This is a genomic window from Bacillus proteolyticus (assembly GCF_001884065.1).
Lineage (GTDB): Bacteria > Bacillota > Bacilli > Bacillales > Bacillaceae_G > Bacillus_A > Bacillus_A proteolyticus.
In genome coordinates, this window is the sequence record NZ_MACH01000023.1 from 1 (window position 1) to 9659 (window position 9659).

Genomic DNA, 9659 nt, shown 5'->3' on the forward strand with positions numbered 1-9659 from the left:
GAGTAATAGTATCAGTATGTCCAAGATTTAGAGATTACCTGCAATTATCTTGAAGTTTTCGCACCAGAACCAGAAATGGATAAATCCCGTTCTTCTAACATTTCCACCAAATCACGAAAACTGAGATTGTACCGTAGGTACCACCTTACCGTTAACAAAATAATATCAGGCTGATAATGCTTCCATTTGAATACATTTTCCTTTTCCATACCAATCACGCACACTTTCTAAAGTAATAGTAACAGTATGTCCAAGATTTATAGATTCATTGCAATTGTCCTTAAGTTTTTGCACCAGAACCACATTTTTTTCGGTAATTAAATTGGAATTCGGAAAAATATGTTAATATATATTTAATAAATTATCACTTATAACATACAAAATTAGGATTTTTAGAGAAGCGCAACAAAGAATGAGTACATACAGTTCCTATATTTGAGAAGGGGAAGTAATCATTTTAATAAAAATAGATTTGTAATTTCGCAAAGTATTAGCTAACAAGGGGCTATGAGAAAAAAATTTATTATGTATTACAACGACTGATATATTGAAATGTTAAAGTGGATTAATAGGGAGAATCATATGGAGAAATATTATGTGTATGAATCAAAGGTAAAAGTAGTAGGTGTATTACTTTTAATATTAGCAGTAGAAGCGATGTTTCTATTTATAGTAACACTTGCATTTTTATTAGAAGAGCTTAATTTTATAATAGGAATTTTATTTGCAGTTCTTGCATTAGTTGTATTAGTTGCACTTTGGAAAACCATTCAAAAGATTATTGCGAGGAAACCGGCCGTTATTTTAGAAATGGAATATATTACGATTATTAACAATCCTAAATATCCTGTAAAAATCGCTTTGAAGGATATATTCGGCCTTTTACCTTATGAAATCCAAGGGCAAAGGTTTTTAGGGATTGTAATGGAAGAGGAAATTGAGGATCGATATACCGCTTCTATACCAACAAAGGGACAACGATTGTATCGAGTAAATAAACGTGCTGGATATATACCGTTTAATATTCATTTGAATTTATTAAAAATCGATGGAGAAGTATTGTTTGAGAAATTGCAAGAGTATAATTTAAGTTTTTTAGTTTATGAAGACGAAGTGAAATAGCGGAATATAAAATATAAAAAACTCTTCTTAAAGAAAAAACCTAAAAATAAGTAGTTTTTTTCTTTAAGAAGAGTTTTGGGAATAAAGTCTTAATATGAGGTTAAAATAATAACTCCTTTAATTGATGAGTATGTATTGGGCTATAAAAAAACGGCAAGCTGGTGATATCCGCTTGCCGTTTTTTTATAGTTTTGTATGTATTTGTATCCCTTTTGCTTTTTCTTTTTCGCCTTTTACGCGTACATTCCAAAAAGGTATGCACCTAAGATTTGCTTTTCTTGTTCATCATTGATATCTATTTTAAAAACCTTATATATGGTAGTATTTATAATATTCATTAAGGAAATCTTTATTTTCTTCAAAAAAACTTCGCTCCTTATCATATAACTTTTATATTTCCTTTTGGATATTCTTCAGTCCACCCACATGGAATATAACCATTTATATATATTTCGTATAAACAATTATAAAATTCAGACTCGCATACTAAAGAATAACTTTTATATAGTGCGATATTCATTATATCAAATAAAATTTGACTTTTCATGTTTTCTAAAAGTTGTCCTTCACTAATCAGAACAGACAATTTTTTATCAGCAATGGGAATAATTTCTTTTTTTATATCCATCGCTAAATTATTCCAATTTTTATTATACATTTCTTTATAATTCTTTGATAAATGTGAAGTAACATCTCCTATCCTATCTAAACAAAGGTTCTCCCACTTTAATTGATTAATACTTTTACTAGCCAATTTTAAAGTTGGTACTATCTCAAAATCAATTTCTAATTTTCTAGTGTGTGATAAAAAATCAATTCTACATAAAGACTTCACGACTTCATTTTCTAATCTCACTTTACTTCCTCCATCAAGGTTTTGGTTTTGGTTTTGGTAAATTAATTCTCCCTGGTATTCTAGGCACGAAATCATCAACCAAAAGACCAGCATGTATTTGTTGCTTGATCGCTACTGAAACTGCTTTGTTTGCTTGTGCTTCTGATAACCCTGCATTAAAGAATCTCTCAATGCATTGTTATAGTCTGTTAAATTAGATTTAAGCCCTGCTAGATCTCCATTTTTCCTGTAAATATTCCAAAAATCTTCTAAACTTTTATGAGCATTGTAATGGGGGCTATCTATTTCTTTAAATATATTTCCTTCCAATTTTACAGAAAGTCCGTCATTTCTTGGAATATAGTCTCTAAAAGCAGCATCTTGATTCAAAAGATGTGCTTGACCTGAAATTTCTTTATTTTTCCTCAGATTTTTGTATGAATCAACTAAGATATCATCAAATTCATTAGTCCCACTGGCTCCCTTACCAATATTACCCGTATCCTTACCAAAAAGCTTCTCCCCAGTCTCCTTCATAAACTGATAAGCATCTTTCAGAGAGTTTGATCCTACGCCTCCAACTTTCCCAACGCCAGATTTCTTTCTTCTTCATAAATAGGAACGAGTGTATAAATGTTTATATCTCCCTGTTCAACTTGAACTTTATCTAGTCCAGATTCATTTGCTATTATCTCATACCTTTAAACAGTTAGCGGTTTGTCAGGTTCTGTGTGCTACACAACTGCATCCTTCAAAAGTTGACGGCGGATTGTACATTTAACTAAGTGCTGCAGAGAAAGCAGATTCAAGCATAGTATCAAAATCGCAAAAAGTTTCCATATGCTCACCTGAAGGCTTATCTAGTTCAACAAAACTTTTTTTAGAAACATTATAACAATACCAAGCTATATCTGAATCTCCAAAAAAAACCAGCTCATCTTCGTCTTTAATTGACTCCCATGTTTCATTGGCATTAAAAAAACTATCCACCTGATTTACTGGCTTAGAATCTAAAACGTTTTGGTCAATCCCATAAATTTTAAGTCCATTAAATTCAATTCCATTAACTGTTTGTAAAAATTCATAGTATTGCTGTGGTAGTATATCTTTACCAAATTTTTCTACTCCAGATTTATGAAATCTTGATAACTCGTTTTCATTGGTAGGTAAATTGAGTCTTCGATTTCGTTTCTCTCTTATTTTGGTAATCTGACTAACTTGCTCTCTCCACATATAATCACCTTCTAAAAAATATTTATTCCTTATTAGGAGGATAAATGTCTCCTTTTGGAATAGGAAAATCTACTATTTTACTGTCCCCAGAATAGTATGTACGATAGAAATAACCTTCAAGATTAATTTTTCCATTTGCATAAAAAAAACAGCAGGGATTTCTAGTATCTATCTCTGCTGTCTTTGCTATCAATTTCCAAAAAAACAATTTTTATATTCTGTTATGTGTATCCCTTACAAATAGTAATGTTTACATTGCAACATCTTGATATCCTACTCTATCTACTTCTTCATTTATTAGAAGTATACCTAACCCATTTTCTGTATCCCACGTACAGTCGAGGGATAACCCAATATATCTACCTTCAAGACTTTTCGTATATAGTACAGAAATTCCAACTAAACTTATTCTATCAAGAAGTTGATCAATCGTTTCAATCAAAGGATAATTTTCATTAAACGTATCATCATAACCAAGTTCATATCGTTTTTGTTTATAATAATCTAACAAGGGTTGTAAAATGTCATGCTGTAGTTGCTCCCAGTTTTGAATGAATGAATTATATGCTATATATTGTTTTTCTAAAAATTCACCATCCTCTTCACCGCTTATCGATAAAGAAATTTCAACTTCTTTTCCACAAAACTCAACATTAGTGTCCTTAAACCATACATAATCATATTCTAGTTCCCCAAAAACTGCATCATTTATTATCATGTTGCACTCCCTTTGTTAGTTTACTTTCTTTTTTAATACTCAGCTTTGTTTATAATTGAAAATGGAGAGGATTATCCCCCTCCATTTCCATGTGCATATTGAACAAAATCTTTGATAACTTTGCTTACTGGAGCTTGTAAACTAAATATTAATGTCATAGCTACTAATAGCCCAATGGACTTACGATGGAGTTTCTTCATTTAAATCACCCTTTTTAAATATATTCTTCTTCCTAGATAACTCGAAGTATTCGCATGATTTAAGGTAATTCTTTTCTTCAAAATACTTATGCGCTAGTTGTTCTTGATATTCCTTAGTATACTCTGATATTTCTTGTTTTTCAAAATATTCAATACCTTCCAAGATAATAATCTCTAATTTTGAAGCAACTACATTATCGTTTAATGCTTGTAATATACGGAAATGATGCAAATATTCTTCAATACCAAGCTGTTTACAGATGTTTATTCCTCGCTCAATACGCTCACGTTTCAAATGTATTCCTTTAAGAGAAAGACCTATATCTCTATATAAGTCATAGGGGATTGTTTGCATATTGACTTTAGTTTTATGTACAATAAAGGTAAAGATATAGTCTGAAACAGGAAGAGGAAAACCATGTCCAATTCATTAGTAAATTTACGTATTGATTTTGCATTTAAGCAGTTATTTGGCACAAATGGGAATGAAGATATTTTAGTTGCCTTTTTAAATGCCATATTAAAAGATTCTTTAGAATCACCTATTGTTGCCCTACAATTAGAAGATCCACATTTGCATCGAGAATATGAAGAAGATAAATTATCAATTTTAGATATTTCGGCTACATTAAATACAGGAACAAAGGTAAATGTAGAAATACAATTGAATAACAATCACGATATGATCAAACGAAGCTTATATTATTGGGGTAGGTTATACACCTCTCAATTGCAAAAAGGAATGCCTTATAGTTCACTTCATAAAACAATTACCATAAACTTGTTAAACTTTGTGATGTTTCCAGAATATGAAGCGTTTCATACAACAGGAATCCTTTGGAATCAGCAACAACAAAAGTTATTAAGTGACGATATAGAAGTTCATATTGTAGAGATTCCAAAGTTACTACAGCAATGGCGCGAAGAGAAAGTTAATCCGTGGGAAGATTCGTTTGTTCGTTGGTTATTATTATTACCAGCGAATGAAGATGAGTATCTCACACAAACATTGGAGGACATTGCCATGAACCAAGATCCGATTTTACAAAAAGCAATGAATAAGTGGGAACGTATGAGTCAAGATTCTTCTTTCCGTCAAGCATATGAAGCAAGAGAAAAGGCCTTAATGGATGAGGCTGCAAAGTTTGCTCATGCTCGTAATGAGGGGAAAAAAGAAGGAATTCAAGAAGGGGTTCAGCAAGGAAAAATACAGATGATTAAAGGTATGCATGAACTTGGTGTACCACTTGAAACGATTGCTAAAGCCAGTAAATTAGGCATAGATGAGGTTGAACGTATTTTAGAACAAAAATAATCAACATCAAAAAAGAACCTCTTAATTTTAAAAGAGTAATCCCAACCGTTATAAAAACAACAAATTAAATTTTTACAAAAGAAAACAACCTGTATAAAAACAGGTTGTTTTCTTTTATAGGGTAAAACAAAGAAAGAGTGGAAAAAATGCACAAACTTCTACGGCACAAGAAGTAAAATGATTCGAGAAAACTAAAAATTCTGATTACTTACTAGATAAGGGTTTTTATTTTCTCTTTCTTTGTTGTTATGAGTATAGCATTAAAAACGACATAAATCAACAAAAAATCTCATAATTCTTATTTTTTCGACATTATATCGTAATTCCTTTGTGAATCTTTATATATATATGTATAATTATATTTAAAGTCATAACTTTTAGAATTGAGGTGACCATCATGAGAAGTTTCGGTTCATTATTAATTTCTACTATATGCTCAGCAATACTTGTAATCTCGAGCGCCTACTCCTTCTATGATAAATTCACAACTGGAGGTACATATTATTGGGTTAGCGGCATCATAGGCATCATATTCCTTCTATTCTTTATCGCAAACATGCGAGATATCATCAATAAGAATTATAGAACTTCAACAGACTAGGAGTGTATACATATGTGGAAAAAGATTCATAATTACAAGTTTCATTTAAAAGATTTGAAATTTATGCTCTGGCTGTTCCTTGTCATTGGTTCCTTATATGCTTATGAATTCTTCTCAGGACTAATGTTCCACCAGGAGTTTCGCTGGCTTAAATTAATATGTATGATAATAATAATCCTGGCATTTAGGGATACTAGAAAGAAGCTTAAAAACAACGATTATAGAACGGCATAATGTAAAAGGAATCCTTTATGGGTTCCTTATTCTACGGAAAAATCTCGGCTGAATCCCATTATAATTTTATAAAAATATAAAATTATAAATCACCCCAAAACTTCCACCAAGACTTCTTTTTCAACCTAGCTGCCGCTATTTCTTCCTGGGCTGATACAATAGTACGTTTTGCATCTTGAATCTCCCTGACCATCTTCATAAGATTATCATCCCTTAGCTCTAACCTCTTTTCTATCCTTTCTTCATGTTCCTTCCGATCTTTCATGTCTTCCTTTATTAATTTATTTCTTTCTTTAATATCTTCTTCGATTAATTTGTTCTTTTGCTCTATACGATCACCTAGTCTCTTTTCCATTTCTAAAAGGTTAGCTTGCTGCACCTTATTAATCTCATCTATCATAGCGCTATATTGTTGCTGGAATTGATACTGCATTTGATAAGGAACTGGATCTGCCCCCTGGGATTCCTCTTTCTTATTATGGATTCCAAACTGCTTTGCAATCATTTTCGCAGCTTTTTCTAAAGTCATGCCATCTTGCTTACTCAACTCTACTAACTGTTCAATAAGTACAACATCAAACTCTGTATATTCCCTTCTCCCCCGACTATTCTTTCTTACATCATACCCTTCACGTTCAAAGACATCCGAATACTTTCTAAGTGTGCTGCCACTTACCCCCAAACGACTATAGACTTCATTGCTGGTATATACTATCTCAGTTTCTGACATAGCGCTACGCCACCTCCTATAAGGAAAATTCCATATCCAAGGGCTAATACCTCTTAAAATCCATCGACGAAGCTCGCACAGTCTTTGCAAAGTTTTGTCGGAAATAAACATATCCTCATAGCGCTATAGCCAAAAATCGGCTGCTAATAAAGGGAACATATAATAGTTGCAACATTCTTTATTTCATTTTTACATTATATTTCAAATCCCCTTCATAAAAGAACATAAGTTCGTGTATAATAAGAACGGACGTTCTTTCATGAAGGGGAGGAATCACAGTGTATGACTATTCAATCCTACCGAATAGAATCATCTTATGTGTTGATTTACGAAGCTTTTACGCCTCAGTAAGTTGCATCAAAATGGGATTAGACCCAATGCATACAAAATTAGCCGTAGTAGGTGATGTAAATAGAAATGGTTCAATCGTTCTAGCTGCAACCCCACCATTAAAAGCATTAGGTGTAAAGAAGATGGCAAGATTATACGAGATTCCTCGTAGAAAAGATATTCTTGTTGTAAATCCAATTATGGGTACTTACATTAAATGCTCCAATTACATAACAAAATTAGCTTTGCAATACGTTCCTTATGAGGATTTCCACCAATACAGCATCGATGAATTTTTTATGGATATTACCGATAGCATCCATTTATTCGCCCAAGATCCATACGAATTCGCTATGAAATTCAAACGTGAAATATACGATCATACACGAGTTGAATGTACCATCGGAATTGCTCCTAACCCATTAATGAGTAAGGTTGCTTTAGACATTGAAGCTAAGAAGAACAAAGACGGGATTGCTTTTTGGAAATACGAGGATGTACCTGCAAAACTATGGAGCATACGACCACTTAATAAATTTTGGGGCATATCATATAAAACAGAAGAAAAGTTAAAACGAAAGGGAATACACTCTATTGGAGATTTAGCCAATTATCCCCTTAAATACTTAAAACAGAGCTTCGGAAAGATTGGAGAAGAATTACACTTACATAGCCACGGAATTGACTTTAGTCGCATTTCAGAAAAATATGTTCCTGCCACAACTTCTATTGGAAAAAGCCAAATTCTAATGCGTGACTACACAATAGAAGAATTTCCGATTATTCTACTGGAACATATTGAAGAAGTTTGTTATCGGCTTAGAAGACAAAACAAACTTGCTCAAACCATCCATTTTTCTGTCGGTTATAGCAAGAGTTATACAGGTGGCATTAGAAAAACACATACTTTAAACCGCCCAACAAATCTAACGATGGATATTTATCATATCTGTACATACTTTTTACATCAACAATATACTGGCGAACCCATTCGCAGCATAAACATATCCTTAACAAACCTACTTCAAGAAGGAGAAGAACAAATTTCTCTTTTTGATAATCTCACGAAACGAGAACAAGAAATGAAGTTAACAAAAGTAATGGATGAAATACGCACAAAATTTGGGAAGAACAGTATTTTACGAGGGATTTCCTACACGCATAGCGCTACAGCTAGACACAGAAACACACTATTAGGGGGACACAAAGCATGAATAACGCCAATATGCCGAAAGGAAGAGGAATGGTCAAATGGACTCCATTCGCAGCAATGCCTGAACAGTTTGCTGGTATTCGTGAAATCATTAAGGAGAAAAACAAAGTAACTCGGCCGATCTTAACCACTGAAGAAAAAGAACTGATTGAGAACATGTTGCTTTGTTCCTTATTATCTGAAGAAGAAATACTAATTACATATTATGAAGATGGTTATTTACTCTCTAACTATATGACTGTTGTTGGTATTGACCAGCAAAATAGTGCTGTCATATGTACCGATGCTTTTTATAATAAGATGACACTGCGATTTTCTAATATAATAGACGTAAAATAGAATCGATTTAAGTGATTAGGTTTGAATAGTTATAAAGGAGTGTATAAAATGCAAGAGAATCCGATAAGAAAGAATACAGCAAGAACTTTTATTCATAATGATATAAATAACTATCCCTATTTAAATATACCTATGATTATCAATGAGGAAGATGGAAAGCTTTATGAAATTTTAAGCGCTGGTTTTCATATTAATGATGCAGTAGGAATGATAACAACGGACGGTTTTGCTACAACCAGGGTAAATACACCAATCGTCTCAGTAAAAAACAATGATGGTAGTATTCAAGTATACCGCTTGCCTTTAGAACTGGAATATTGGGTACTTTCTTGTATGCGTGCTGCTTCAACAGGCAAAAACCCATTCCCATGTAAAGTTGCTTTTGGAATAATTGATACTAAATTTCATGTGGAATTCAAATGAAAAAGAGTAATATTTTTTTGCTTCTTTTGTTGTTTTAGAATAAAGTTTGTTCAAATTAATTTGCGTACAAGAGTTTAAAATAGAAAATGATATTTAGCATTTTTCCGAATGCATAAATGCATATGCAAATTCTGAAGATGTTCCAATTAATTATAAAGACCTACAAGGTATTAGAGGTTTTTAACGAATTCCCCGAAAGAATTCCCCTTCCTCAAGCGTGTCAAGGGCGTAGCCCAACGGTAGGTGGGAGATGAATATCAGTTTGGCATAGCCAAAAACTTTTGATAAACTAACTATATGAGGTTGCAGGAAGAAAATAGAGTGCGAAAACCAAGCCATTCGGTTCCTGTGTAAAATATCAACCGT

Annotated in this window: 16 protein-coding genes and 1 pseudogene; 7 read left to right on the forward strand and 10 right to left on the reverse strand. The window is 32.6% G+C overall.

Features of this window, described 5'->3' with window-relative positions; genetic code table 11:
* Positions 1 to 71 precede the first annotated feature (71 nt).
* Positions 72 to 209, reverse strand: a pseudogene (locus BAQ49_RS03660) (IS6 family transposase); the annotation flags it as partial.
* Positions 210 to 582: 373 nt separating this feature from the next.
* On the opposite strand from BAQ49_RS03660, the gene BAQ49_RS03665 reads away from it, so the two are divergent.
* Complete coding sequence (locus BAQ49_RS03665) at positions 583 to 1122, forward strand: STM3941 family protein (RefSeq protein WP_071744232.1); 540 nt, start codon at positions 583 to 585, stop codon at positions 1120 to 1122.
* Between the two features lie 233 nt (positions 1123 to 1355).
* Here BAQ49_RS03665 and imm48 read toward each other — a convergent pair whose 3' ends face one another.
* The 7 genes from imm48 to BAQ49_RS03690 form a co-directional block, all read right to left on the reverse strand.
* Positions 1356 to 1505, reverse strand: coding sequence for an Imm48 family immunity protein (imm48, locus tag BAQ49_RS32050; protein ID WP_341865866.1), 150 nt, complete (start codon positions 1503 to 1505; stop codon positions 1356 to 1358).
* On the reverse strand, positions 1502 to 2071 hold the full coding sequence (locus BAQ49_RS03670) for a hypothetical protein (RefSeq protein ID WP_244159066.1): 570 nt from the start codon (positions 2069 to 2071) through the stop codon (positions 1502 to 1504). The genes imm48 and BAQ49_RS03670 overlap by 4 nt, the downstream gene beginning before the upstream one ends.
* 18 nt (positions 2072 to 2089) lie before the next feature.
* Entirely contained in the window at positions 2090 to 2494 is a 405-nt protein-coding gene (locus BAQ49_RS03675) for a hypothetical protein (protein WP_244159067.1), read from the reverse strand.
* Between the two features lie 240 nt (positions 2495 to 2734).
* Complete coding sequence (locus tag BAQ49_RS03680) at positions 2735 to 3190, reverse strand: YrhA family protein (RefSeq protein ID WP_071744234.1); 456 nt, start codon at positions 3188 to 3190, stop codon at positions 2735 to 2737.
* Between the two features lie 250 nt (positions 3191 to 3440).
* On the reverse strand, positions 3441 to 3908 hold the full coding sequence (locus BAQ49_RS03685) for a DUF6985 domain-containing protein (protein ID WP_071744235.1): 468 nt from the start codon (positions 3906 to 3908) through the stop codon (positions 3441 to 3443).
* A 71-nt stretch (positions 3909 to 3979) separates the two neighbouring features.
* Positions 3980 to 4108 carry a Phr family secreted Rap phosphatase inhibitor gene (locus BAQ49_RS33245; protein WP_208610843.1) on the reverse strand — a complete coding sequence of 43 codons (129 nt, stop codon included), beginning with the start codon at positions 4106 to 4108 and terminating at the stop codon, positions 3980 to 3982.
* Positions 4089 to 4463: a hypothetical protein gene (locus BAQ49_RS03690; RefSeq protein WP_244159068.1), complete on the reverse strand. Its 375-nt coding sequence runs from the start codon at positions 4461 to 4463 to the stop codon at positions 4089 to 4091. The genes BAQ49_RS33245 and BAQ49_RS03690 overlap by 20 nt, the downstream gene beginning before the upstream one ends.
* A 63-nt stretch (positions 4464 to 4526) precedes the next feature.
* Here BAQ49_RS03690 and BAQ49_RS03695 point away from each other — a divergent pair, with 63 nt between their 5' ends.
* The 3 genes from BAQ49_RS03695 to BAQ49_RS33405 all read left to right on the forward strand — a co-directional run bounded on the left by BAQ49_RS03695 (position 4527) and on the right by BAQ49_RS33405 (position 6258).
* The gene (locus BAQ49_RS03695) at positions 4527 to 5423 is read left to right on the forward strand and encodes an Rpn family recombination-promoting nuclease/putative transposase (RefSeq protein ID WP_000071773.1); all 897 of its coding nucleotides are present in this window, start codon (positions 4527 to 4529) and stop codon (positions 5421 to 5423) included.
* Between the two features lie 397 nt (positions 5424 to 5820).
* Positions 5821 to 6024, forward strand: a complete 204-nt coding sequence (locus BAQ49_RS33400; protein ID WP_071744236.1) for a hypothetical protein — start codon at positions 5821 to 5823, stop codon at positions 6022 to 6024.
* A gap of 12 nt (positions 6025 to 6036) precedes the next feature.
* Positions 6037 to 6258 (forward strand): hypothetical protein, encoded by a 222-nt coding sequence (locus BAQ49_RS33405; RefSeq protein ID WP_071744237.1) that lies wholly within the window; start codon positions 6037 to 6039, stop codon positions 6256 to 6258.
* 82 nt (positions 6259 to 6340) lie between these two features.
* On the opposite strand, the gene BAQ49_RS03710 is transcribed toward BAQ49_RS33405, so the two are convergent.
* A complete protein-coding gene (locus BAQ49_RS03710) occupies positions 6341 to 6988 on the reverse strand; it encodes a DUF3967 domain-containing protein (protein ID WP_071744238.1) in 648 nt (215 codons plus the stop codon).
* A gap of 278 nt (positions 6989 to 7266) precedes the next feature.
* Here BAQ49_RS03710 and BAQ49_RS03715 point away from each other — a divergent pair, with 278 nt between their 5' ends.
* The 3 genes from BAQ49_RS03715 to BAQ49_RS03725 are packed head-to-tail and all read left to right on the forward strand — an operon-like array spanning position 7267 to position 9293.
* Positions 7267 to 8532 (forward strand): Y-family DNA polymerase, encoded by a 1266-nt coding sequence (locus BAQ49_RS03715; protein ID WP_071744239.1) that lies wholly within the window; start codon positions 7267 to 7269, stop codon positions 8530 to 8532.
* Complete coding sequence (locus BAQ49_RS03720; protein WP_071744240.1) at positions 8529 to 8870, forward strand: YolD-like family protein; 342 nt, start codon at positions 8529 to 8531, stop codon at positions 8868 to 8870. The genes BAQ49_RS03715 and BAQ49_RS03720 overlap by 4 nt, the downstream gene beginning before the upstream one ends.
* 48 nt (positions 8871 to 8918) lie before the next feature.
* A complete protein-coding gene (locus BAQ49_RS03725; RefSeq protein WP_071744241.1) occupies positions 8919 to 9293 on the forward strand; it encodes a hypothetical protein in 375 nt (124 codons plus the stop codon).
* Between the two features lie 180 nt (positions 9294 to 9473).
* Here the strand turns inward: BAQ49_RS03725 and BAQ49_RS33250 are convergent.
* On the reverse strand, positions 9474 to 9659 hold a 186-nt coding region (locus BAQ49_RS33250; RefSeq protein WP_208610844.1), incomplete at its 5' end, for a hypothetical protein.

What these genes read in the sequence shown, in the direction of transcription:
- BAQ49_RS03665 (WP_071744232.1), top strand. Translation starts at nt 583, where the DNA reads ATGGAGAAATATTATGTGTATGAATCAAAGGTAAAAGTAGTAGGTGTA.
- imm48 (WP_341865866.1), bottom strand. Translation starts at nt 1,505, where the DNA reads ATGATAAGGAGCGAAGTTTTTTTGAAGAAAATAAAGATTTCCTTAATG.
- BAQ49_RS03670 (WP_244159066.1), bottom strand. Translation starts at nt 2,071, where the DNA reads ATGCTGGTCTTTTGGTTGATGATTTCGTGCCTAGAATACCAGGGAGAA.
- BAQ49_RS03675 (WP_244159067.1), bottom strand. Translation starts at nt 2,494, where the DNA reads ATGAAGGAGACTGGGGAGAAGCTTTTTGGTAAGGATACGGGTAATATT.
- BAQ49_RS03680 (WP_071744234.1), bottom strand. Translation starts at nt 3,190, where the DNA reads ATGTGGAGAGAGCAAGTTAGTCAGATTACCAAAATAAGAGAGAAACGA.
- BAQ49_RS03685 (WP_071744235.1), bottom strand. Translation starts at nt 3,908, where the DNA reads ATGATAATAAATGATGCAGTTTTTGGGGAACTAGAATATGATTATGTA.
- BAQ49_RS33245 (WP_208610843.1), bottom strand. Translation starts at nt 4,108, where the DNA reads ATGAAGAAACTCCATCGTAAGTCCATTGGGCTATTAGTAGCTATGACA.
- BAQ49_RS03690 (WP_244159068.1), bottom strand. Translation starts at nt 4,463, where the DNA reads ATGCAAACAATCCCCTATGACTTATATAGAGATATAGGTCTTTCTCTT.
- BAQ49_RS03695 (WP_000071773.1), top strand. Translation starts at nt 4,527, where the DNA reads ATGTCCAATTCATTAGTAAATTTACGTATTGATTTTGCATTTAAGCAG.
- BAQ49_RS33400 (WP_071744236.1), top strand. Translation starts at nt 5,821, where the DNA reads ATGAGAAGTTTCGGTTCATTATTAATTTCTACTATATGCTCAGCAATA.
- BAQ49_RS33405 (WP_071744237.1), top strand. Translation starts at nt 6,037, where the DNA reads ATGTGGAAAAAGATTCATAATTACAAGTTTCATTTAAAAGATTTGAAA.
- BAQ49_RS03710 (WP_071744238.1), bottom strand. Translation starts at nt 6,988, where the DNA reads ATGTCAGAAACTGAGATAGTATATACCAGCAATGAAGTCTATAGTCGT.
- BAQ49_RS03720 (WP_071744240.1), top strand. Translation starts at nt 8,529, where the DNA reads ATGAATAACGCCAATATGCCGAAAGGAAGAGGAATGGTCAAATGGACT.
- BAQ49_RS03725 (WP_071744241.1), top strand. Translation starts at nt 8,919, where the DNA reads ATGCAAGAGAATCCGATAAGAAAGAATACAGCAAGAACTTTTATTCAT.